Below are 23,166 nucleotides of genomic sequence, written 5' to 3' on the forward strand. Positions count from 1 at the left end.
CGGGCATCCGTGCTGTCCCGCTCATCGGGGCGCCATGACGGCGAGCCACTCGTCACAGACGCGGTCGAACTCCGAGGGCTGCTCGATCCACGGTACGTGCCCGCAGGCGTGGATGACCGCCAGGGTCGAGTCGCGTACGCGCTCGTGGATGCGGGCCCCCTGAGAGACCGGATCGCAGATGAAGTCGTCGTCGCCGACGATGATGAGGGTGGGCACGGCGATGCGATGCAGGCCGTCGAGCAGGTTGTCCCGTTGGAACCCGGCGGCGCGTGAATACCCTTGCACCGCTTCGTCGATCTGCATCGCCGCGAAGACCCCGGCCGCGAGAGCGGGGTCGTGGAAATAGAAGGGGCCGAGCGCGGCGAACAATTCATCGGTCGTGCGAGCCGTCGTATCGCTGCCGGTCATCATCTGCACGGCCGTATCGACGAACCCGGGTCGAGCTTGGAAGAACGGATGGCTCCGGCGCGACTCCATCATCTTGAGCATCTCCCGCGCCCTCAGCTCGTCTTGAGCGGCGATGCCGTCGATACAGATGATGCCGAGCAGATTCGCCGAGTGGGCGATGCCGTAGGCGAGCACTTGGTGTCCCCCGGCTGAGTGGCCGGCCAGAAAAACCATGGGGCTGCCCAGGTGCTGGCGGAGGCCCTCGATGTCGGATACGAAGTGACCGAGCGTGTACGCATCGGCACGCTCGGGGCCCGTCGATTCACCGCTGTGGCGGGTGTCGAAGTAGACGACGGTGCAGTGCCGCTCGAGAGCGGGAAGGGGCATCATGTATCCGAGAGACGGACCCCAGCCGGGAGTCGGAGCGATCAGCACGGGCCCGGAGCCGCGAACCTCGTAGTGGATGCGGTTGCCGTCGATCTCTGCGACGTGGCTGCCTTCGGCGAGTTGGGACGGGATGGATGTTCGGGAGGTCATGCCCGACGGTACGTCCGGGCCGATCCACCGGTCACCCGTGGAACCACGTACCGACCTCAACGCCTGCGGCGGTTCAGTATTAACCACGATGCGACCATCACTGCTCCCGCGGGACCGTGGTCGCATGGATATTCACGACATACATCTCATCGAACAGGCCGAGGCGGAGTACTTTCGCCGGTTCCTCGCGGGCGCTCCTGAAGAGTCGAAGACGGCATTGGGAATCCGCACGGCGCGGGTCGGCGACGGCATGGCCGCGGCGATGAAGTCGGACCCCACCGGGACCTGGACCAAAGCGATGGGTTTCGGCTTCGACCACCCCGTCGATGACGCGCTGGTGACGGAGGTCGTGGAGTTCTTCCGCGCGGCGGGAAGGCAATCGGGGCGCATCGCCATCGCACCCGCTGCTCTGCCCGGGAACTGGGACCGGATCAGTGCGAAACACGGTCTCGTCGACTCGTCGGCGTGGAGCAAGTTCGCCTGCCGGGTCGACGAATTCATTCCGGGATCGACGGATCTCGAGATACGAGAACTCACGGCCCGGGACGTCACCGGGTGGTCCCGGATCATCCGCGAAGCGTTTCTTATGAGCGATCCCGACCTGACACCCCTGCTCGCCGGCCTGGTCGCAGACCCCGTCGCGCGCGTCTTCGGGGCCTGGGATGGCGACGTGCTGGTGGGAGCCGGTGCCGTGCACATCTTCGGCGAGGTCGCCTCGTTCAATACCGGGGGAACCCTGCCATCACACCGCGGCCGCGGCGTGCAGTCGGCCCTCATCGCCGCGCGGGCGGCCGCGGCCGCCGACGCCGGATGCCGACTCTTCACGGCCGAAACGGGGGCTTCGGAAGTGAAGAACGTTTCGTATCGCAATCTGGTGCGGTCGGGCTTCACGCACCAGTACGACCGCCCCAACTGGCTCTGGGAGGCATCCAGGGTGTGATGGTGAGCACTCGGGACTGGGCGGCGGCGATCGCGGTGGCATTCTGCCTGACGGCGGTGTAAGTCCTTGTCCGGAGCGCCTTCCGCACGAACCCGGGCCCTACTCGAAAGCGTGAGGCGGGTCGGGCCGTAATCGAACGCCCGCCTGCCCCACGTTCCGGCCGTCCAACAGGTCGATCAACGCCGCCGGGGCGCTATCGAGGCCGGTGGTCACCGACTCTTTCGGAACCAGCCGGCCGCTGCTCGACCAATCTCTCAAGACGGTTGTGGCCGCGGACCACTCGTCGCGGAAGTCGGCCACAAGAAAGCCTTCGAAACGCAGGCTCCGGGTTATGACCGCCAACGCGAGGCCCGCCGGCCCCGGGGCCTCCCGCGCTCCGCCGTCGTAGGCAGAGGTCGCGCCCGAGCACACGATCCGGCCATGTCGGTTCATGAGCGGCAGGATCGCCTCGGTCACCGGGCCGGCGACGTTGTCGAAATAGACGTCTATTCCTTCGGGCACGGTTTCGCTCAGGTCTTGAACGAACGTCGCCGAGCGACGGTTCACCGCGGCGTCATACCCCAGCTGGGTTGTAAGTACCGTGTTCTTCTCTGCAGAACCGGTGATGGCCACCACTCGGGCGCCCAGGAGGCGCGCGATCTGCCCCGCGAGGTGACCGACACCGCCCGCAGCCCCGGATACGACGACGGTTTCACCCGGAGCCACCTGGCCGATCCGCGTGAGTCCGAAATATGCGGTCAGACCGTTCTGCCCGAGGACGCTCAGATAGTGCTCGAGGGGCGCGGGTATCGTGAGCCGACGCACCTGCGCACTGCCGAGGATCGAATACTCCTCCCACGCGCCGAAGGCCGCGACGAGCGACCCTACTGCCGGGCCCCCGCTCGGGGTCCGGAGAACCCGACCGATCACCGTGCTCGGGATGGTCTCGCCCACAACGAGCCGAGGGCGATACGTGTCGGTGTCCATAACCGCGCGGGCGGCGGGTGCCACGGACAGCAGGACGTTCTCGACGAGGAGTTCGTCGGGGTGCAGCTCGCGAAGCGGTTCATCCCGACGCTCGAAATGCCGCAGGTCGAGACGACCGGCGGGGCGCTCTCGCATGACGATCCGGGAACTGGAAGTAGGAACTGCGTTCATTGCCGGCCACACCTCGGTGATGGTCCCTGTGAACGTGGAGAGCGTTCCCGCGATGGTCGCGGTCCAGAACAGCCGGGACTGGGCTTGATTTGCAACATTCCACCGCCTCCCGCAATCACAAAAGTGCCATGGGTCAGGTTCATCATGTGCCTCTCTTCGGCCAGCAAATCCGGCCCGGGTCAACCCTCGGCCGCTCGAATCACGTCGACAACGTGGAAATTACGTAGTGCGTCCGGTCAGGGTCGGTTTCTGCCGTGCCGACGGCTGGAAGGACGCCGCCGGGGCGCCCTTCCAGCCGTGGTCCCGGCTTTAGTCGTTGCGGTAGAGGGAGGAGACCGCGACCGATTGTGTCGAACCGTCCGTGGTGGTCACGGTGATATCACCCGTCGGTCCTCCGCGGCCCAACCCGTCCCCTGACGGCCACCAAGCCGTCCAGCGGCCGCCGTCGACGGTCGCGACGACGGGCTCCATACCCGCCTCGTTGAGCGTGATCGCGGTCACGTCTGCTCCCGCGAATCCCTCCGCGTAGGTGAGGGCGGCGGAGCCGCTTCCGTGGCTGCCTGCCGAATCGAGCACGACCTGGGAGGGCGCGAGCGGTTCGGTCGGCGTCTTGCCGACGACCTCCCAGACACCTGCGCCGTCGCCGGCGCTGAGGCAGTAGTAGACCAGCCCTTGTCGCTGATAGATCAGCGAGGCCACGGCCCCTCGGGCGTCGAGGTTGGTGATGGTGGGCGTTCCGCCCGTGCCGTTTGCGGTACCGAGGTTCGTTTCGCACCACGCCTGGGCCTGGGTCGCCATCGCAGACCCGGGGGTCACGGCGGTGGGCGCGCTGGTCCAGGACGCCAGTTGCGCGTCGGTCAGCTGCCCTGACGCGGAGATGGTAGCGGGGCTTCTGTCGCCAAACACGTGGGGCGCGACGATGAGCGTGCCGAATGCGGCGGCCCCGACGAGCATGGCGCCGACACCGGCGGCCGCCCATTTGTAGGACGCACGAAGCCGCTTCGGCGAGGCGGCCGATGAAGCGAGGATCTGTGCCAGAAGCGCCTCGCGTCGTTCGGCGTCCGCCGCGGTGATGGATGCTGCGGGGGCGGCGTCGAGGGAGCGGAGCTGGTCGAAAATCTGCTGGGTCATGATGGGTCCGTTCAGGAGTGGGCGGAAAGGAGTGAGTCGCTGGAAACGCCCAGCAGTTCGGCGAGGTGGCGCTTGGCCCGTGTGAGGCGCATCGCATAGGCGGCCCGCGTGCAGCCGAGTACGGCCGCCGCTTCCGCTTGGGGAAGGTCTTCCCAGATGCCCAGCGCCAGGATTTCCTGGTCGGGGTCGGACAGGGCGCGCCAGGCGGTTCGCAGGTCGATACGGTCGTCCTGCGTGAGCTCGACGGCCGTCTCGGTTGTAGTCCCGAGCTTCACGGCGAGCGCCTCTTGGCGGTTCGCTCCCCGGTTCGCGTTCATCATGAGATGGCGCGCGGTGGTGAACAACCACGGCCGCACCTCTTGCGGCAGTTCGCCGCGGCGGCGCCAGGCGGCGAGGAAGGTCTCGGCGACGATGTCGTCGACGGCGGCTTCGTCCGCACGACGACGGACGAAGCGGAGGAGGTCGTCGTAGTGCAGGCGATAGAGAGCAGTGAAGGCGTGCTCTGATCGGATATCCATAGTTCCCCTTTCGCGGGATTCACTAGTACATGTCCGGGACAGAGGCGTTTGCAACGCGAGGCACCGCGAATCATCCGCAGGGATGACGGCGACGGCCGCCGCCCTGCCGGGTTACGTAGTCGCACTGGTTACCCCTCGTCGTCCCTGAGTCATCGTGTGAGCATGCTGACGTTCTGCCGCCCCGCGCGTATCGATTCCGGTGCCCTGTGACTCCCCCCCGCTGACACCTTCTCCCCTACGCGCCCGTCGTTGCATGACTGGGTGGCCGGCGCACGATTGCGCACCCTGCCGCTGAGCGCGGTGTCGGTGATCGTCGGCACGGGCGTCGCCGTGGCAGGGGATCCCGCCGGCGCGACCGGGTATGCGGTCCGAGACGACCACGCGGCCATCGCTTCTCTCTGCATGGTCGTGGCGCTGTGTCTACAGATCGGCGTGAACTATACGAACGACTACTCCGACGGCGTCCGCGGCACGGACGCGTTCCGGGTCGGCCCGGCACGGTTGACGGGCTCGGGACGGGCCACGCCGCGCTCGGTGCTCTCGGTCGGGCTGGCGTTCTACGGCCTCGCGGCTGTCGCCGGGCTCGCCGTCGTGCTGATGACCCAGTATTGGTGGTTGCTCGCGGTCGGCGTCGTAGCGATCGCCGCGGCCTGGTACTACACGGGCGGCAAGCGTCCGTACGGCTACCATGCGCTCGGCGAAGTATCCGTGTTCGTATTCTTCGGCCTCGTCCCCGTGCTCGGCACACAGTTCGCGCAGATCGGCCGCATTACGGTCGACGGTTGGGCCGGCGCCGTCGCCGTCGGCTTCTTCGCCTGCGGCGCGCTGATGATCAACAACATCCGCGATCTGGCCGCCGACCGGGAAGCCGGCAAACGAACGCTCGCCGTCCGCATCGGCCCGGTTGCGGCCCGCGTGCTCTACGCGCTCTTCTTGAAGCTGCCGTTTCTCGCCCTCCTGCTGCCGATCCTGCACGTCCCGCTCGCCATCGTCGCGGGCGCCGCGCTCGCCTTGGCGCTGACTGCGGCCCGCATCGGGCTGACCGAGGAGGAGCCGCTCCGGCTCATCAAGGCACTACAACTGACGTCCCTGTCTTCGCTCGCCTTCGGGGTGCTGCTCGCCGGCTCTCTCGTTTTCGACGCGGCGCGATGACCATTCCTACCGACAGGAACCCGCCATGCGAATAGCTTTCAGTGCCAACCCCATGCCGGGGCATATCGTCCCGATGATCCCGCTCATGCGTGCCGCCGTAGGGGCGGGCCACGCGGTCGCGCTCATCACGGGCGCGGACGCGGCACCCTTCGTGCGCGCCGAGGTCGGCCTCGGCGTAGACGTGCTCGAGGCCGGCCCGGCCACGCGAGAAGCGATGTCGCACATGGCGCGGGTCACCGGCTCGAGCCCGCTGAGCGACCCGCGTCCGGCCGTCATCGCCGACTACTTCGCAGCTCGACGCCTCGACGCGTCTATCGGCGACGCCGTCAGGACGGCGCGGGACTGGGAACCGGACGTCGTGGTGAGCGAGAGCCTCGACTTCGTGGGTCCGGCCGTCGCCGCCGTGCTCGGGGTGCCGTTCGTCCGACACACACTCGGCCCGGAGCGGCCGGCGCTCGTGCGCGCCGCGCTGTCGGAGGCTGCGACCCGAGCCGCGGCCGCGCACGGCATCACGCTTCCCCCGGTGTCGGCCTGGATCGACGGCTACCCCGCCTTCCTCGAAGACCCCTCCGTGGTGCGTTCCGGGCGCCGAATCCCGATCCGGCCCGAGCCCCACTCCGCCGCCGCCGACCGCCCGAGCCAGGACGCCCCGGTGCACGACCCGTCAAGCCCCACGGTCCTCGTGACGATGGGCACGGTGTTCACCGGGCAGGAACTGCTCGACGAAATGGTGGCGTCTATCGAGGCGGTGGGAGTGCCGCTGACCCTCCTGATCACTTCGGTCAACGGCATCAGCGCTCGAGGGACAGCGGATGATTCGCCCGTGCGCATCGTGGACGTGCCGTTTCGCCCGCTCGCCGAACTGCTCGAGGGGGTCGATGCCGTCGTCACCGTGGGCGGCGCGGGCACCGTCCTCGGTGCGCTCACCTCCGGCGTCCCCCTCGTGGTCATGCCGTTGGGCGCCGACCACGAGATCAATGCCGCCCGCGCGGTGGCGACCGGGGCGGCTGTCCGCGTCTCTACACCGGGCGAGGTCGGTCCGGCGCTGCTGCGCGACCTGCTCGCCGACGGCGCGCTGCTCCGTGCGGCGCGTTCCACCGCCGACAGGATCCGCGTCCTGCCGGCCGCTTCAACCGCGCTCGACGCTCTCGCCGACGTGATCGCCCCATTCGCCGCCACCCCGGCGGCTGCTATCCGATTGGAAACCCAGCAATGACATCCGAATCCCGACTCCGCGACCTCTCCGCTGCCGGCCTCGCTTCGAAGCTCGACGGCGACGTGCTGTGGCCCGACGATATGGACTACCCCGAGGCATCCACCGGCTACAATCTCGCCAGCAATCGCCGTCCCGACCTCGTCGTGATGGCCGAGAGCACGAAGGACGTCGTCGAAGCGGTGAGGTTCGCGAACGTCAACGGGCTCGCGGTCGATGTCGTCGCGACCGGCCACCACGGCGTCCGCCCGTCGGCGCACGGCCTGTTGATCAACACGAGCCGCATGAACGACGTGCACGTGGACGGTGCGGCGCGCCGGGCCACGGTCGGCGCCGGGGCCCGCTGGAGCGACGTCGTGCCGCTGGCAGCCGACCACGAGCTCAGGCCGATCCACGGATCCTCCGGCCACGTCGGCGTCGTCGGCTTCACCCTGGGCGGCGGGCTCAGCCCGGTACTCGGCCGCAAGTACGGCTGGGGAGCGGACCACGTCGTGGCGCTCGAGGCCGTCACCGCCGCCGGAGCCGTCGTGCGCGCCTCCGCGGCCGAGAACAGCGACCTGTTCTGGGCCCTCCGCGGCGGCCGCAGCAGCATCGGAATCGTCACCTCGATGGAGATCGAGCTCTTGCCCGCCAACCGGTTCCTGGGCGGCGGCCTGTTCTTCGACGGCGCGGACGCCGAGCGGGTGCTCGCCGCGTTCGCGCAGGTCACGGCGACGGCGCCCGAAGAGTTGACGCTGTCGGTCGCATTCCTCCGGATGCCGCCCCTGCCGGGCATCCCCGAACTCCTCGCCGGAAAGTTCGTCATCCATCTCCGCGTTGCGCTCATCCGCTCCGCGGCAGATCTCGACGTCTTGCTGGCCCCGCTCCGCGAGTCGGCTCCCGTCCTCGTCGACACGGTGCAGGAGCTCTCCGGCGAGGGTTTCGAGCACATCCACAACGACCCGGTCGATCCGGCTCCGTTCTCAGAAGAGACCGCGATGCTGACCGGGTTGACCCCCGAGGTCCAGCGGGCACTGCTCGAAGAGGTCGGGCCGCGGTCGACGACCGGCCTGCACATTGTCGAGCTGCGGCACCTCGGCGGCGCCTTGACCAGGGTCTCCCCGACCGTCCGCTCGATCGCAGCCGAAAACGCGTCGTACGTGCTGTGGGCGGTGTCGATCGGAATGCCGGGCGACAACGCCGCCGGCATCGCCGAAGCACGCGCGCTCGTCGGCGCCATGGGCGAGTGGAGCACCGGCACGCGCTACCTCAATTTCGCGCCCGACGACGGCCGGCCCGACACCACGTTCTCGGCCGGGGACTGGGCGCGGCTGCAGCAGATCAAGACGGCGGTCGACCCCGAGAACCGCCTCCGCACCGACGAGCCGCAGCCGCGGTCCTGATCGAACCCGAAAGGAACACCACCATGACTACCCTTCCCACTACCTCCGATCTCTCCGCCGAAGTCGAACGCACCCTCGTCGGGGTCCCGCTCGCTTGGGCGCGGGCTCTCGACACCGGCGATGCCGACGTGCTGCGCAGCTTGCTGGCCGACGATGTCGTCGTTGACCTCACGCCCGCGACCACGAAGATCGGTCTCGAGTTCCCCGTCCTCAGCGGTAAGGACACGGTGATCGCCAACATGATCGGCGCCGTCGGACCACTCGACACGATGCACCTCGTCGGCAATGCGACCTACCGCTCGCACGACGACGGCTACCGCATCGAGGCCTATGCCCTCGCGCAGCACTTCCTCCCCGGCGAAGGACCAGACCCGGCCGCCGCCCGGCACGCCCTGATGGGGAACACGTGGACGTTTTCCGTCCGGTCGACCGCAGACGGCCTCCGCGTCACCAGGTTCGAGATGGACTGCCTGTGGATGCAGGGCGATCCGACCGTTCTGCTCGCCGCCGTCAACTAGCCGTGGATCGGGATTCGACCGTGGTCTCGGACGTCGAGATGTGGCACGAGATGTCGCTCGGCGACGACGCCATGGTCGATTTCGACCACCCCGTAGACCGGATCATCGCCGGCCTGCTCGCCATGCGCCCGCGCCGGCGGCGGACCGTGCCGCCGGCGCGTCTCGTGTGGGCGGGCGCCGCGTTCGTACTGCCCATCGCGGGTTCGCTCATCTGGCTCATCGCACGAGGAGAATCGAAATGAACATGTTGCACACACTGGTCATTGTCGCGACCGTCGCGGTCGGCATCGCCGGCTGGGTAACCGCGTTGGCCAGCTTGAGCTCGGGTCGCCTGTCGATCGCGCCTGCCGCGCGCGGGCTGTGGATCGCTGCCGTGCTGGTATTCCCCGTCGTGGGATCGGTGGCGTGGTTCGCATGGGGACGACCGCACTTCTCGCCCCGGGCGACCGGGAGCGACCCGTTGTAGCGGGCGGCCGTTCACGCCTCCGGGTGGCCGAATAGCCCCGGGAGACCGCCCGTGTGCAAGAAGACGGTGCGCTCTCCCGGGCGGATCTCTCCCGACCGCACGGCACTGATCAGTCCAGCGCCGGCTCTCCCGGTATAGGTCGGATCGAGCAGTATCCCCTCGGCCTGGGCGAACTCCGTCATGGCCGCGCGCGTCGCCGGCTCGAGACGTGCGTAGCCACGTCCGATCTGGTTCCCGTCGATTCTGAGTTCCTCCGGAGCGACCGCTGAGCCCATGCCGCGGAGCAGGTCGGCGACGGTCCCGCGTGCGTCATCGACGGCCCCGCAATCGACTCCCAACACCCGCTTTGCGCCCAGCACCTTCACGAGGCCGGCCATCGTGCCTCCCGACCCGACGGCGACCACGACGTGGTCTGGTTCGGGGAGTTGTCCGAGCAGCTCTCGGGCCGCGTCCGCGTAGCCTTCGGCGCTGTGAGCGCTCGTGCCGCCGAACGGGATGAGGTAGGGGCGTTCTCCATCGGCGGCGAGCGCGGCGACGACACCTGCCGCCGCCGCCGCGAGGTCGTCGTCGCCCGCCCAGACGACGGATGCCCCCAGGTACTTTTCGAGGAGCAGATTGCCTTGCACCTGCGGCGGTTCCGCCCCCTCTAGCACCAGCACGGCGCGAAGCCCGAGCCTGGCCGCCGCTGCCGCGGTGAGGCGCGCGTGATTGCTCTGCGGCGCCCCGGTGGTCACCAAGACCGTGGCGGACCCGCCGATCGCCTCAGCGCAGGTGTACTGCAGCTTGCGCACCTTGTTTCCGCCGCCGCCGAGGCCGATGAGGTCGTCGCGCTTCACCAGGAGGTCGCCGGCACCGAGACCGAGCCGCAGTGCGAGTCGTGGAGCGGCGTGCAGCGGGGTGACTCCGGTCACGAGGTCGATGGGGATCATCAGATTCCTGCCTTCCGAATCGCTCCGTGTCCGGGCATGAGGGTCCATCCAGAGTACGTCCGGGCGAGTGTCGCACCCGCCGACTCGGCAGCGACCGCGTCGTGATGGAACATCGGGTGCAGGGTCTGGAGGCCCTCGCGGCGGGACACCGCGTGTCCGGTCACGAGGCTGTCGCCGAGTGCGACGGCGTGAGCGTCGGGTAGCTCGTAGAGCGTGTGGCCGGGCGTGTGGCCGGGCGTGGTGACCGCGCGGATGCGATGGCCGGCAATCGTCATGCTGGCGGGCACCGCCTCCACCTGCTGGACTCCCACGTCGCCCAGCCCGCCCGCGCGAACGGCATGGACGGCCCACGAGACGAATCTCGGCTTGAGCAGTTGCGGCACCAGGTCGGGCACGCCGACCTGGTGGAGGACTTCGCGCCGCACGTTGGGCAGTTCGTCGGCTCCCGCGAACACGCGTACACCGGGGTGCGACGCGACGAGGGCATTGGCCGAACCGATGTGGTCCGAGTGACCGTGGGTGACCACGATCGCCTCGAGCGGAACATCGCCGGCGACGTCTCGGAGGGAATCTTCGACCAGCGGCAGGTCGGCCGGGTAGCCGGCGTCGATGAGCGCGGAACGCCCGTCGCCGACGAGCACGACCCAGTTGGACGCCGGCCCCTCGACGAAGAAAACGCCGTCGGCGGCTGGGTTGATCGAGCGGATGGAACGGGTCATCTGTGTGCTCCTGGTTGTCTTGTCGTTACCGGATCAGGCGCGGAGAGTCGGCGGCGGCCCGACGATCTCGATTCCGTACTTCGCCGCGATTTTCGCCAGTCGGTCGGGGCTCCGTTGCACGACGGTATCGGGCTGGTGGGGCTCGCGCTCTCCGTCGACGATCAACGCGGGCCACCCGGCTTCCGTGACGAACCGGTCGGAACCGGCCGGGCTGTGCAGGGTCAGGAACCTGGCCCGCGGGCTGGCGACGACGAATCCGTGCACCGAACGCCGGGCCAACCAGAAGGCGGATCCGGCACCGGCGACGTGGAGCTCGCCATCGATGGTGAGTTCCACGTGGCCGTCTATGACGACGAAGGTCACGTCGTCATCGGTGTGCCGGTGCATGGGGCTGTTATACCCGAGGTGCACCGTGTGCTCGAGCACCGCGAGGGCGTCGCCCGTCGCCGAGCCTCCGAGTCGTTCCTCGACGAGCGCGCCCGCGAGCCAGGTAGCCCGCTGGGCGGCGAGTCCGCTCATACGCTCATCAGTTGTCCGAGCGCATCCGGAACCGGCACGAGCTCGCTGAGGGTGTTGACCTGGTCGAAGTAGTCGTACCAGCCGGCGGCCGCCACGGCTTCGAAGAACTCGGCGACGGCCGCGGTCGAGGTCATCTGCCAGACGGCGATCCAGTCGTGCTCGGTCGAGTTCGGCGCCGCCTGCGCGCGGCCCCACCCGAGGCACGTCACACCCGCGGCCTGCAGCTGGGGCATGGCCGCTCCCACCTTCCCGAAGAGGCTTTCGCGTTCCTGGGCGGATGCTTCGATGAAGAGCTGCGTAGGGGTCCAGTGTTCGACAACTGTGTACATTTTTGTCTTCCGTCAGAGTGGGTGGCCGCCCGGGGCGGGCGTCTCCTGACGAGGCTAGAGTCCCTTTCGCGGACCCGGAATAGGTGGTTCTACCGGTATGCCGGAGGCGCGGTTGCGCGCCTCCGGCATACCGGTCAGTTGACGGTGATCTCGAAAATCGAGTAGCCGTACGGTGTCGCCCGGTGCACACCCTGCACGCGGATGTAGCGGTAGTCGCCCGTCACGTCGAACGATTCGAGCCCGCCGGCGCCCGCCTTCTGCGTCGCGAGCGTCGTGAACGGTCCGGTCGCGCTCGCCGAGCCTTGGATCAGGTACTCCGCCGCGTAGGCGCCCTCCCAGTTCACGGCAACGGTCTTCACCTTGTGCTGGGCGCCGAGGTCGACGGTGATCGACTGGTCGTCGCTCGCCTTGCTCGACCATCGGGAGGAAGCGTGGCCGTCGACGGCGTTCCCCGCCTTCGTTCCCGGGGCTTCGTCGCTCGTCGAGGTCGCCGAGGCGCCCTCTGCGAGGTTCTTGGCGACGACGGTGCCGTCTGCCGACCAGACCGAGATGTCGAACAGCGAGTAGCCGTATTGCGTGGCCCGCTCGACGCCCTTCATCCGAACGAACCGGGCGCGGACATCGACGACGTGGCTGTCGTTCCCACCGTCGCCGGCGTTCTCGGTTACCGCCGTGTTCCAGTCGTCGTTCTCCGAGTCGCGCGTCTGCAGCAGGTACTTCCGGCCGTACGCCGCCTCCCAGTCGAGGTCGATGCGCTCGATCGATGCCGTCGACCCGAGGTCGACCTCGATCCAAGCGCCGTCGCTGGCAGCGCTCGACCACCGCGACGTCGCCGAGGCGTCGACCGCGAATCGGGCCGGTGTGCTCGAGTTCTCGGTAGACGACGCCGAAGCCTTTTTGCCGGATGCTACGTTGGCGAGTTCGCGCGGCGTGGGCTCCCCGGGCTGCTCGGGCTCGGCGGCCGGCGTGTTCGCGCTCACCGTCGCCGTGGACGAACCCGTGACCCCGTCGAACTCGATGGTGACCGGGTAGCGGCCGGCGGTAGTGCCCGCGGTGTAGGTGCCGTCCGCGGCGATCATGCCGCCCTCGGCGGCCCACGGTCCGGTGACCCGGCCGCCGTTGCCCGCGCCGTCGAACGCCCAGGCCGCGAACTTCACGTCGCGACCGCTCACGACCGCCGGGTTCTGCGGGGTGACCAGCAGTTCGCTCGTGTCGATCGCGGAGGTCGACAGGGTGCCGGTCACGCCGAGGTCCCAGATCGAGTAGCCGTAGCCGGTGAGGCGTTCGAGCCCGAGGATCCGCACGTATCGGCCGGTGGCTTCCACGGCCACGTCGTCGATCGTGGGGGCGGCCTTCGATACCGTCTTCACGGTCGTCCAGGGGCCGTCCGTATCATCCGAGACCTGGATCTCGTACTTCGCGGCCGCCGCGTCCTCCCAGTTGATGTGAACCGAGGAGATGTCGTACTGCTTGCCGAGATCGACGCGCAGCCACTGCTCGCCCGCACCGTGCTTGCTCTCCCAACGCGTGGCCGACGAGCCGTCGACCGCTGCCTTCGCAGTGTTGGCGCCGTTGGTGGTCGAGGCGACGACCGGTTTACCCCGCGCGATGTCGGTCGCCGCGGCGATTACCGCCACGACCGCGGTTCCCGATGCGGCACCCGCCGAGGCGGTCACATAGCCCGCGCCCGTAGCGCTGGTCGTGAGCTTTCCGGCGTCGTCGATGCTGCCCTCGGCCGTGGTTTTCCAGCTGACGGGGCCCGATTCGATCGGGTCGCCGTACTGGTCGAGTCCGGTCGCCGCGAACGTGGTCGACTGGCCGGAGGTGACGCGCGCGAACTCGGGCGAAACCGAGAGGCTCGATAGCACCGGCCGAGGCGCCACGCGCAGCTCGTAGCTCGCCGTCGTCGCGCCGTTCGTCGCCGTGACGGTGACCGGGTCGGCGTTCTTCGTGGCCGAGAACGTACCGGACGCGTCGATCGAGCCACCCCCGTCGACCGACCACTTCAGGTCGTCGAGCGGGATGGTCGCTCCGTACTGGTCATAGCCGACGGCCGTGAACCCGCGCGAGTCTCCGCGCTGCACGGTCTTGGCCGAGTCCGGGGTGGTGACGACGATGTGGTCGAGCTTCGCGTCGAGGTGGTGCTGCACCGTGGTGTGCGCCGGCACCTGGATGGTTCCGATCACGGTGTCGCCCTCGTAGACCTTGTAGCCGGCCTGCGCGTCGGTGCCGTTGAACACCACGTAGCTGTAGACCTTCGTCTCGGCGTTGTAATACACCTGACTTGTCGGGGTGGCCACGTGGCGGGTGAGGATCTCGCTGCCGAGTGAGCGGTTCGCCATCGCGTTGTAATAGACCGCCCCGGCCATCGAGTCGCTCGTGACGACGGGATCCTTTGTCTTCGACAGTTCGGCGTACATCTCAGCGTAGAAGTCGGGATCGCTCTGCGCGGTCAAGCCGAGCACCACGTTGCCGAGCGCGTCTCCCATGCGGCTGTAGACGCCGGCCGCCTGCGCGGTGTCGACGCCGCTTTCATAGCCGGACACGTCGTAGTTGTGGATCTTCTGCTGCACGGCTTGGTCGGCCACGTAATCGGTGGAGAGGTAGGAGAACAGCTTCCAGCCGGTGGCCCACTCCTTCGGGTCGCTGTCGGGCTTGTCTATCGGCGGTACCGCCGGGGCGAAGACGGCCGGCAGGGTTTCCGGTGTCCAGTGCTCGGCGGGGAAGACCAGCTGCCCGTTCGCGTCGACGGTGAAGTACAGCTCGCCGGTGGCGGAATTGAAGAGCGGGTTCGCTGCCACCTTGGCGCTCGTGTAGCCCGGGTTGTTGAGATACGCCTTGCGAACGGCGTCCTTCAGCGTGTTGACCGAATCGGTCGGGCTCTTCGTGACGACCGCGCCGTAGGAGGTACCGACACCGGCCATCTGCTTCGCGGCGAGCCCGAGCACGCCGCCGATATCACCCTTGACGAACGCGCCGTTCGAGGCGGGGCGTTCGTCGAACATGTCGTTCAGCAGGCTCTTCGAGAACTGGCGGTCCCACCCGAGGTAGTTCAGCCACGGACCGGTCGGCATCCACTGGATGCCGAAGATCCAGGCGGGGTCGCCGTTGAAGTAGGTGGCGAAGGCCTGTCCGGAGTCGAAGAGGATGCCGGTGGTGCTGTGAGCATACGCGTCCGGGAATACTCCGACACCCGTGCCGTCGGCGGCATCCGGATTGCCGTTGTAGTCGAGGTAGTAGTCCATGACCGCGGCGCGTTCGGTGACGTAGCCCATCGCGCCGGTCGCTTGCATCTCGGTGTTGCCCAGCGCGGAGCCGAGCATGAAGATGCCGGCCCACGACTGGATCGCCTCGGAGCTCGATTCCTGGTTGTTTCCGTTCGTCGAACTGTAACCACCGGCGTAGGAATGTCCCTCGAACACGTCGAAGGTGCGTAGGTAGGGGAAGTTTTTGTCGTCCCTGTCCCAGTTCGCGTACTGCTTGGCCACGAGGGTTGCCATCGGGCCGAACTGCGCCGCCCACTCGGGGTCCTCGAAGGCAAGGAGGCCCGCCGCGAGGGTGAAGTAGCCGTAGTGGAAGTGGTTGTCGGTGAACTCGAGGGAACCGTAGGAGTCACCGAAACCGACCAGGGCCTTCCAGGTGTCGTACCGGGTGAAGAACTTCTCATTCTCGCCCGGCGTGTAGGTGAACCAGTCGTTGAGCGCGGTCTTGAGCGTGCCCTTGAGCGTCTCGTACGACGCGTCGTCGCCGATCTGCTTGGCCATGGTCATGTACTCGGCGAACTGCAGAACGTCTTTGCCACCCCAGTAGGTGTCTCCGCCGTACTCGGTGCGCTTGGCATAGCTGCTGACGAATTTCTTCATCGCGGCCACGTCATACTCGTTTGCGCCGCCGGTCTTCTGCGGCGCGGGTGCGACGGGGGTGATGCCGGTGAACGGGTAGGTCACCGTCCAGCCGCCATGCCCGACAGCCGTCTTCATGACCCCACGCGGAGTCACGTAGGTGGGCTTGGCGAAGTCGATGTTGGTGGTCGTGCTGTTGTAGGTGTGGGGCAGCCAACCCTGGATCGTGTCGAGATCGGCGCCCTGCAATGCCTCGGTCTCGACATCGTAGGTCTCGACCACTTCGGCCTTGTCGGCGCTGTAGGTGTACTCCATGGTCGTGTCGCGCGGGATCGCGAAGGCGTGCTTCGACATGGCGTCGAGGTCGGCTCCGCTCGCGGGAAGGGCGCTCACGACGAGGTAGTCGGCGGTCAGCGTGGCCTCGATGGAATTGCCGACGAGATCGAACGAACTGCCGGTCGGCGCGTGTACTCCGAAGCTGCGGTCGTCCTGCGTGATGGTGAAGGCGTCGACGGTTGCGGGAAACTTCAGCGGTGATCCGTCGGCCGCGGCGAAGGTGGCACCGGCGCCCACGGAGATCTTGGGCACCACGTTCTCGAACTCGAACCAGGTGTAGGGCGTGCCGCGGGCGATGGAGACATCCATGAACTGGGTCGCGGACTGGTGCATCCGCCAGCTCACGTTCCAGTCTCCCCACCGCAGCGCGTCGGCCTGGGTGGCACGGAACGCCGTACCGAAACGGTCGGCGATGCCTGCCGGCACATCGGTGCGCACGATCTGGTCGACGAGCACGTGGGCCCAGCCCGCCGGCATGTCGTCCACCACCTGGATTGTGGCGGTCTGGCCCGCGTATGCCGTGACGTCCCACGAGACCCACCGCAGGATCTCGGACTGTTCTCCGGTGGCGGAGGCGACGGTCTTACCGTCGATCACGAGGCGCACCTCCGTCTGGCCGGGGTGGTTTCCGCCGCCGACCATTAGGGCGATGAAGTCGCGGTCGACGGTGAATTCGGGAGAGGTGAGCGTACCCTCGGCCTGGTCGCCCTTCTCCGAGGTGAAGGAGTTGACCAATCCCTTGCCGAGGTACTTCTCGACGGTGGTCTGGCCCTTGGCTGTGCCGTTGCTCGGTGCGGCGAACGCGTCGCCCGTCGAGGTCCAGCCGGCGTCGAAGGCGGGGCCGTCGAAGCCGGCCATGTCGATGTCAGAAGCGTCGGGCTGTGGCGGCACGCTGCCCTGCACCTGGATCGCGGAGTTGTCGAGCATGCTGCTGCCGTCCTTGTTCCACTCCGTCGGGTAGGCGATGCGTGTGCCCAGCTCGGTATTCGACACGACGAACGGGTCGGCCCAGAGGTTGCCGGAGAATTTGTTCACGATCAGGTCGGACCACCACTTGTTGGTCGGAACCGGCTCACCGCTCATCGACGAGTCGATGTAGAGCTTCTTGTTCACCACGCCGGTGACGTCACGCCCCGGGCGGTCGAGCGACTTCGGCGGGGTGGCGGCATACGAGCCGCCGCCGACGGGCACGGGCGTCGAAGCGTTCGGGACCGCGGCGGCTGTGGCGCCCGATGCTGCGGGGGCCGTAGCGGTGAGTGTGAGGGCGGCCATGGCTGCGGCAACGACGACAGCGGTCGCGCGCAGGCGCGCCCGCGAGGAGGGTCGGATCATGGTTCTTTCTTGGAACGTGAAGGGACGGGGCGTGGATCACCGCCCGGTTTGGTGCGACTAGCCCGAGCAATATTGGCAGAATGCCCGACGCCCGCGGCCGTGGCATCAGTAGTTTCGCTGAAATGTCATTTCGGCTTCATCTTGCTCCCGCGGCGCCGCGGTGCGGCGACCGTTTCGCCCGCCGACGGCCGAACCTTGCAAGACTGTAGCCATGCTGGCAACGCTGACGGACATCCTCCACACCGCCCGAGTGGTATCGATCCCGTTGCGGCAGCGCTTCCGGGGCATCGAGACCCGGGAGGTGGTTCTGTTCGAGGGACCGCAGGGCTGGACCGAGTTCTCGCCCTTCGTCGAGTACGGCGATGAGGAAGCCGCCGCATGGCTCAGCGCCGCGCTCGACTTCGGCTGGAACGCCGCTCCCCCGCTGCTGCGCGACAGCGTGCGGGTGAACGCCACATTGCCGGCCGTCGTGCCGTCACTCGTCGCCGACGTGCTCGACCGGTTCGCCGGGTGCCGCACGGTCAAGGTGAAGGTGGCCGAGATCGGCCAGACGCTCGAGGACGACGTGGCCAGGGTCGCCGCGGCGAGGGAGTATCTGGGTGCGGAGGGGCGCATCCGCATCGATGCCAACGGAGGGTGGAACGTCGACGAGGCTGAACACGCGATCCACGCCCTGGCCGAGTACGATCTCGAGTACGTGGAGCAGCCGTGCGCCACGGTCGACGAACTCTGGCAGATCAGGCAGCGGGTGAAGTACATGGGTGTGCCGGTCGCCGCCGACGAGAGCGTGCGCAAGGCGGCCGATCCGCTGCTTGTCGCCCGGCAGGAGGCCGCGGACATCCTCGTGATCAAGGCGCAGCCGCTCGGCGGCATCCACGACGCGCTCGCGATCGCGGGCGAGGCGGGTCTGCCGCTCGTCGTGTCGAGCGCGCTGGAGACCTCGGTGGGCATCTCGATGGGGCTGCATCTGGCCGCCGCGCTGCCCGAGCTGCCCTACGACTGCGGGCTCGCGACCGTCAACCTGCTGTCGCTCGACGTGGCGACCGACCCGCTGGTGCCGGTCGACGGCGCGATCGGCGTGCGGCGGGTGGTGCCCGACGCGGGCGTCCTCGAAGACCACGCCGCGTCGCCCGAGCGCGAGGCCTGGTGGCTGGCGCGCCTGGAGCGCTGCTACCGGCTCTTGGCCGGCTGAGTCGCAGAGGTCGCGGGTTACAGCCCGCTGTACGCGTGCAGGCCCTTGAAGAAGAGGTTGACCACGGTGAAGTTGAACATCACGGCCGCGAAGCCGATGATCGCGAGCCAGGCCGACCGGCTGCCGCGCCAGCCGCGCGTTGCCCGCGCGTGGATGTAGCCGGCGAAGATGGTCCAGATGATGAACGTCCAGACCTCCTTGGTGTCCCAGCCCCAGTAGCGGCCCCACGCGCGCTCCGCCCAGACGGCGCCGGCGATGAGCGTGAAGGTCCAGAACACGAAGCCGACGAGGATGAGCCGGTAGGCGAGGTTCTCGAGCTTTTCGGCGTTCGGCAGGGTGGCGAGGAACTTCATGCCCTCGCCGCCTCGAGCCTCGCGGCGTGACTGGAGGAGCTGAACGACCGACAGCCCGCCGCCGAGGGCGAAGAACGCGGTGCCGAGAATAGCCACGAACACGTGGATGACGAGCCAGGCCGACTGCAGTGCGGGCGGCTGCGGGGCCACGGCCACGTAGAAGTTGACGGTGGCGAGGCCGAGGAACGCGAGGCAGAACCCCACGATGTAGGCGCCGAGGAACTTCAGGTCCTGCCAGAACTGCACCAGCAGGAAGACCCCGACGATGATGGCCGTCGCGGTGATCGCGAAGCCGTACATGTTCGACCACGGCGCGTAGCCGGCGGCGAGACCGCGCAGCACCACCGCGACGACGTGCAGCACCCAGCCGAGGATGGTGAAGCCCATGGCCAAACGCATCGCGCGCGACACCTTCGCCGTGCCGTCGTCGGGCGCATCCGTCGCGAGCTTTTCGAGAAGCGTCGTACGGGCGGATGACGCGGCGGACTGCGACATCGAAGCCTCGACGGCAACGGGTGCAGGAGCCGATCGACGCGCGAGGTCGACCGTGAACGCGATGAACGCGAACGTGTAGACCACCATCGCGGAGTACACCGCGATGAGGGACATCGTCTCTAGAGTGAGGGTCACGGTTCCACCTTAAGCCTGAGTTGTTTCGAATGAGACGCCGCGATGTCGGCCACGGCCGCCTCGAGGCGGGGGTCTTCGCCTCGGGCCAGACCCGCGTACTCGACGGTCACGCTGCCGTCGGCGTTCTCGGTGGCCTTCACCCAGACGCGGCGGCGCGGGATGAACAGGCCGGTGAAGAGCCCGGCGAGGATGAGGATCGCGAAGGTGAGCACCCACACCTGCGAGGGGTCGCGGTGGATGTCGAACGAAGCGAACCGCTTTACCTCGGTGAGCTCGATGGTGCCGAGGCCGTTCGGCAGGTCGACTGTCTCCCCGGGCCGCAGCTCGAGGGCGGGCACGTCGGCGTTGCTGCCCGCGATCTCGGTCATGCCGTCGGTCGCTAGCTGATACACCGACCGAGGTACGCCGGCGTCGAGGCCGAGATCGCCCGTGAACGCGCGCAGCGTGAGCAGCGGGTCGAGCAGTTCGGGGAAGCCCGAGGTGAGCGCCCCGCTCGGCAGCTTGGCGGCGGTCGGGTAGAAGAAGCCGACGAGCCCGACCTGTTCGGCCAGGCCGTCGGGCACCTTGATGACGCCGAGCGAGGTGAGGTGCGCATCCTGTGGGAGGAACGGCGTCGAGTCCTCCCAGACCACGGTTCCCTCGGGGTCGCGGATCACGAGCGTCGGGGCGTAGCCGTTGCCGAGCAGGAACACGTCGGTGCCGCCGATCGCGAGAGGCTCGTTCACCTTGATGTTGGCGTCCTGCTCGTCACCGTCGGGCGTGGTCGTCGTGACGTAGGCGGAGTAGTCGGTGGCCTGTCCGATAGCCTGCGTGTTCTCCAGCTCGTAGGTGGCCTCGAACTTGTCGAGACTGATGCGGTACGGCTCGAGGAAGTCGCTCTCGAAGAACCGGCCCGGGTTGAACGAGTCGTAGTCGCCGAGCACGTTGACGAACTTCTGCCCCTCGACGACCACGCGCTGGCCGCTGTAACCGAAGCTGCCGCCGATCGCGACCGACACGAGGATGCCCACGAGCGCCGTATGGAATACCAGGTTGCCGGTCTCGCGCAGGTAACCGCGCTCGGCGCTGACGCTGTGCGTGCCGGTCCCTGAGCCTGTCGAAGTGGAGGGATACAGCTCGGTTCGATAGCCGAGCTTCTTGAGCTGCGCGCGGGCGCTGTCGATTGCGGATGCGGCATCCGTCTCGCTCGCGACCGAGGTATGGCCCGCGAGGCGGTTGAGGCGCGCCGGCGTCTTCGGCGGACGCGAACGCAGTGCGCGGTAGTGGTGGATGCTGCGCGGGATGATGCACCCGATGAGCGACACGAACAGCAGCAGGTAGATCGACGAGAACCACACCGAGGTGTAGGTGTTGAACACCTGCAGGGAGTCGAGGATCGGGTAGAGGTCGGGGTGGTCGACCTTGTACTGGATGACACCGTTCGGGTCGCTCGAGCGCTGGGCGACGAGCGAGCCGGGGATCGCGGCGAACGCGAGCAGCAGCAGAAGGAAGAGCGCGGTGCGCATGCTGGTGAGCTGGCGCCAGAAGAACCGCAGGTAGCCGACGACGCCGAGCTTCGGCTGGGCTATCGCCGAATCGCCGGGCTCGGGAGAGTCGATGTGGTCAGAGGGGCGTGACGAAGACATTGATCACCGCTCCTAACTCGCTCATCCAGAGCGACCACAAGCCTGACACCATCAGCACGCCGACGATGACCAACAGCGAGCCGCCGACGATGTTGACGACGCGGATGCGCTTCTTGATCCAGGCGACGGAGGTGGTCACCCAGCCGAAGCCGAAGGCGACGAGCACGAACGGGATGCCGAGGCCGAGCGAATAGACGATGCCGAGGATGACGCCCTGCCAGGCCGAGCCGCCGGAGAGGCTGATCGCCGTGATGGCGGCGAGCGTCGGGCCGAGGCACGGGGTCCAGCCGAGGCCGAACAGGATTCCGAGCAGGGGCGCTCCGGCGAGGCCGGTCGCCGGCGTCCAGGAGGGTTTGAAGCTGCGCTGCAGGAACGTGAACTGGCCGATGAACACCAGACCGAGCAGGATCACGAACACGCCGGCGAAGCGGGTGATGGTGTCGCTGTAGACGATGAGCCAGGTGCCGACGGCCCCGAACGCCGCGTTGGTGGCGACGAAGACGAGGGTGAATCCGAGCACGAAAAGCGAGACGCCGATCACGAGGCGGGAACGGTCGCGTCGACCACCGGTGCCGCTCAGGCCGCCGACGTAGCCGAGATACCCGGGAACGAGCGGCAGGATGCAGGGCGAGAGGAACGACAGCAGTCCGGCGAGCAGTGCGATGGGCAGCGCTATGACGAGTTGCCCGTCGCCGACGAGCTCACCGACTCCTGGCATCGCTAGTTGCCCTCGGCGAGCGTGTCGTTGATGATCGTGCGCAGGCTCGACGGGCCGTCGATTGCGCCGAGGAAGCGCGCGGCTACGCGGCCCTGCTTATCGATGACGAGGGTCGTGGGAACCGCGTTCGGTGCGACCTTGCCGGCGAAGGCCAGCAGCAGGTTTCCGTTGTCGGCGTCCATCACCGAGGGGTAGGTCACACCGAGCGTCTCGGCGAAACTCAGCGACTGCGCCGCCTGGTCGCGCACGTTCACGCCGAGGAAGGCGACGTCCTGGCCGGCGAAGGCCTGGTTCACCTCTTCGAGCTCGGGCGCTTCTACGCGGCACGGCGGGCAGCCGGCGTACCAGAAGTTGAGCACCAGCACCTTGCCGGCGTAGTCGTCCGAGCTGACCGGCTCCCCCGAGTCGGTCTCGCCCTGGAAGGCCACCGGCTCGCCGCGGTCGGCGACCTTGTACTCGCTGATCGTGCCTTCACCCGAGATGTAGTTCTTGGTGGTGCCGGCCGAATACTGCTCGGCGAGCGGATCGCTCGCGCAGCCCGCCAGGAGGGTCAACGCGACGGCCGCTGCTGCGGCGGAGAGAAAGGCGCGCTTCACACTGCTCCAAAATCGACGGATGCTGCCAGCAAGTCTTTCGCAGGATCCTGATAGTTGACCTCGACGAACTTTCCCCACGCGCCATCCGGCCCCTGAGAGCGTCGGAGGGTGGTGATGCTCGAGAGGTTGCAGCGCCGCTTGCGCGGGTCGTGGTACAGCTTCATGTTCTTCACCGAGCGGGCGACCATCACGATGGGCATCTGGTGGCTCACCATCACGACCTCGCCGCCGTCGGCCTTCTGCCAGGCGTCGGCGACCGCGGCGAGCATTCGCTCCTCGACGCTCACGAACGGCTCGCCCCAGCTCGGCTTGGTCGGGTTGATCACCCACGGCCAGACCTGGGGGCGCAGCAGCACGCCGGGCCCGAACTCGAACTTCTTGCCCTCGAATTTGTTCCACGGCTCGATGATGCGGTCTTCGGTGACGATCGGCAGGCCGAAGTCGGCCGACCACGGTGCCGCGGACTCCTGCGCGCGCTGCAGCGGGCTCGCGTAGAGGGCCGTCACGTTGCGCCCGGCGAGACTCGATGCTGCGGAGGCCGCCATCTTGTGACCCAGCTCCGACAGGTGATACCCGGGGATGCGTCCGTAGAGGATCCCGTCGGGGTTGAAGACTTCGCCGTGGCGTACGAGGTGGATCAGGTCTGCTGGCACCGGACAAGTCTA

At 67.9% G+C, this 23,166-nt stretch carries 22 protein-coding genes; 8 read left to right on the forward strand and 14 right to left on the reverse strand.

The window, feature by feature from the left end; genetic code table 11:
- Positions 1-21: 21 nt before the first annotated feature.
- Positions 22-924 carry an alpha/beta fold hydrolase gene (locus IEV96_RS10480; protein ID WP_188510544.1) on the reverse strand — a complete coding sequence of 301 codons (903 nt, stop codon included), beginning with the start codon at positions 922-924 and terminating at the stop codon, positions 22-24.
- Positions 925-1,048: 124 nt separating this feature from the next.
- Between IEV96_RS10480 and IEV96_RS10485 the strand changes: the two genes are divergently transcribed.
- Positions 1,049-1,864 carry a GNAT family N-acetyltransferase gene (locus IEV96_RS10485; protein WP_188510545.1) on the forward strand — a complete coding sequence of 272 codons (816 nt, stop codon included), beginning with the start codon at positions 1,049-1,051 and terminating at the stop codon, positions 1,862-1,864.
- A 99-nt stretch (positions 1,865-1,963) separates the two neighbouring features.
- Here the strand turns inward: IEV96_RS10485 and IEV96_RS10490 are convergent, their stop codons facing one another.
- From IEV96_RS10490 to IEV96_RS10500, 3 genes are all read right to left on the reverse strand, one after another.
- Positions 1,964-3,184, reverse strand: a complete 1,221-nt coding sequence (locus IEV96_RS10490) for an NADP-dependent oxidoreductase (RefSeq protein ID WP_188510546.1) — start codon at positions 3,182-3,184, stop codon at positions 1,964-1,966.
- A gap of 126 nt (positions 3,185-3,310) precedes the next feature.
- Entirely contained in the window at positions 3,311-4,132 is an 822-nt protein-coding gene (locus IEV96_RS10495) for a hypothetical protein (protein ID WP_188510547.1), read from the reverse strand.
- 11 nt (positions 4,133-4,143) lie between these two features.
- On the reverse strand, positions 4,144-4,650 hold the full coding sequence (locus IEV96_RS10500; protein ID WP_188510548.1) for an RNA polymerase sigma factor: 507 nt from the start codon (positions 4,648-4,650) through the stop codon (positions 4,144-4,146).
- A 249-nt stretch (positions 4,651-4,899) separates the two neighbouring features.
- Here IEV96_RS10500 and IEV96_RS10505 point away from each other — a divergent pair, with 249 nt between their 5' ends.
- The 6 genes from IEV96_RS10505 to IEV96_RS10530 are packed head-to-tail and all read left to right on the forward strand — an operon-like array spanning position 4,900 to position 9,381.
- A complete protein-coding gene (locus tag IEV96_RS10505; protein WP_188510549.1) occupies positions 4,900-5,802 on the forward strand; it encodes a 1,4-dihydroxy-2-naphthoate polyprenyltransferase in 903 nt (300 codons plus the stop codon).
- A 25-nt stretch (positions 5,803-5,827) separates the two neighbouring features.
- Positions 5,828-7,018 (forward strand): nucleotide disphospho-sugar-binding domain-containing protein, encoded by a 1,191-nt coding sequence (locus IEV96_RS10510; protein ID WP_229733227.1) that lies wholly within the window; start codon positions 5,828-5,830, stop codon positions 7,016-7,018.
- Entirely contained in the window at positions 7,015-8,397 is a 1,383-nt protein-coding gene (locus IEV96_RS10515) for an FAD-binding oxidoreductase (RefSeq protein ID WP_188510551.1), read from the forward strand. The genes IEV96_RS10510 and IEV96_RS10515 overlap by 4 nt, the downstream gene beginning before the upstream one ends.
- A 23-nt stretch (positions 8,398-8,420) precedes the next feature.
- The gene (locus IEV96_RS10520; RefSeq protein ID WP_188510552.1) at positions 8,421-8,915 is read left to right on the forward strand and encodes a nuclear transport factor 2 family protein; all 495 of its coding nucleotides are present in this window, start codon (positions 8,421-8,423) and stop codon (positions 8,913-8,915) included.
- Between the two features lie 20 nt (positions 8,916-8,935).
- Positions 8,936-9,157: a PLDc N-terminal domain-containing protein gene (locus IEV96_RS10525; protein WP_188510553.1), complete on the forward strand. Its 222-nt coding sequence runs from the start codon at positions 8,936-8,938 to the stop codon at positions 9,155-9,157.
- Positions 9,154-9,381 (forward strand): PLDc N-terminal domain-containing protein, encoded by a 228-nt coding sequence (locus IEV96_RS10530; RefSeq protein WP_229733229.1) that lies wholly within the window; start codon positions 9,154-9,156, stop codon positions 9,379-9,381. Before IEV96_RS10525 ends, IEV96_RS10530 begins: the two co-directional genes overlap by 4 nt.
- 11 nt (positions 9,382-9,392) lie before the next feature.
- Here the strand turns inward: IEV96_RS10530 and IEV96_RS10535 are convergent, their stop codons facing one another.
- The 5 genes from IEV96_RS10535 to IEV96_RS10555 form a co-directional block, all read right to left on the reverse strand.
- Positions 9,393-10,310: a pyridoxal-phosphate dependent enzyme gene (locus IEV96_RS10535; RefSeq protein WP_188510555.1), complete on the reverse strand. Its 918-nt coding sequence runs from the start codon at positions 10,308-10,310 to the stop codon at positions 9,393-9,395.
- Positions 10,310-11,029 carry an MBL fold metallo-hydrolase gene (locus IEV96_RS10540; RefSeq protein WP_188510556.1) on the reverse strand — a complete coding sequence of 240 codons (720 nt, stop codon included), beginning with the start codon at positions 11,027-11,029 and terminating at the stop codon, positions 10,310-10,312. Before IEV96_RS10540 ends, IEV96_RS10535 begins: the two co-directional genes overlap by 1 nt.
- Before the next feature lie 33 nt (positions 11,030-11,062).
- A complete protein-coding gene (locus IEV96_RS10545; protein ID WP_188510557.1) occupies positions 11,063-11,548 on the reverse strand; it encodes a cupin domain-containing protein in 486 nt (161 codons plus the stop codon).
- Positions 11,545-11,877: a DUF6616 family protein gene (locus IEV96_RS10550; RefSeq protein ID WP_188510558.1), complete on the reverse strand. Its 333-nt coding sequence runs from the start codon at positions 11,875-11,877 to the stop codon at positions 11,545-11,547. The genes IEV96_RS10545 and IEV96_RS10550 overlap by 4 nt, the downstream gene beginning before the upstream one ends.
- Before the next feature lie 134 nt (positions 11,878-12,011).
- Entirely contained in the window at positions 12,012-17,387 is a 5,376-nt protein-coding gene (locus IEV96_RS10555) for a discoidin domain-containing protein (protein WP_188510559.1), read from the reverse strand.
- A gap of 211 nt (positions 17,388-17,598) precedes the next feature.
- On the opposite strand from IEV96_RS10555, the gene IEV96_RS10560 reads away from it, so the two are divergent.
- Positions 17,599-18,579, forward strand: coding sequence for an o-succinylbenzoate synthase (locus IEV96_RS10560; protein ID WP_188510560.1), 981 nt, complete (start codon positions 17,599-17,601; stop codon positions 18,577-18,579).
- Between the two features lie 17 nt (positions 18,580-18,596).
- Here the strand turns inward: IEV96_RS10560 and ccsB are convergent, their stop codons facing one another.
- From ccsB to IEV96_RS10585, 5 genes are read right to left on the reverse strand one after another with little or no spacing between them, the layout of a single operon-like run.
- Positions 18,597-19,562 carry a c-type cytochrome biogenesis protein CcsB gene (gene ccsB, locus IEV96_RS10565; RefSeq protein ID WP_229733231.1) on the reverse strand — a complete coding sequence of 322 codons (966 nt, stop codon included), beginning with the start codon at positions 19,560-19,562 and terminating at the stop codon, positions 18,597-18,599.
- Positions 19,559-21,187: a cytochrome c biogenesis protein ResB gene (resB, locus tag IEV96_RS10570; RefSeq protein WP_188510561.1), complete on the reverse strand. Its 1,629-nt coding sequence runs from the start codon at positions 21,185-21,187 to the stop codon at positions 19,559-19,561. Before resB ends, ccsB begins: the two co-directional genes overlap by 4 nt.
- Positions 21,165-21,905, reverse strand: a complete 741-nt coding sequence (locus IEV96_RS10575) for a cytochrome c biogenesis CcdA family protein (protein ID WP_188510562.1) — start codon at positions 21,903-21,905, stop codon at positions 21,165-21,167. Before IEV96_RS10575 ends, resB begins: the two co-directional genes overlap by 23 nt.
- Positions 21,906-21,907: 2 nt before the next feature.
- Positions 21,908-22,501 carry a TlpA family protein disulfide reductase gene (locus IEV96_RS10580; protein ID WP_188510563.1) on the reverse strand — a complete coding sequence of 198 codons (594 nt, stop codon included), beginning with the start codon at positions 22,499-22,501 and terminating at the stop codon, positions 21,908-21,910.
- A complete protein-coding gene (locus tag IEV96_RS10585) occupies positions 22,498-23,154 on the reverse strand; it encodes a histidine phosphatase family protein (protein ID WP_188510564.1) in 657 nt (218 codons plus the stop codon). Before IEV96_RS10585 ends, IEV96_RS10580 begins: the two co-directional genes overlap by 4 nt.
- Positions 23,155-23,166 lie beyond the last annotated feature (12 nt).

This window comes from Conyzicola nivalis, from assembly GCF_014639655.1.
In the GTDB taxonomy this organism is placed as follows: Bacteria; Actinomycetota; Actinomycetes; order Actinomycetales; family Microbacteriaceae; genus Conyzicola; species Conyzicola nivalis.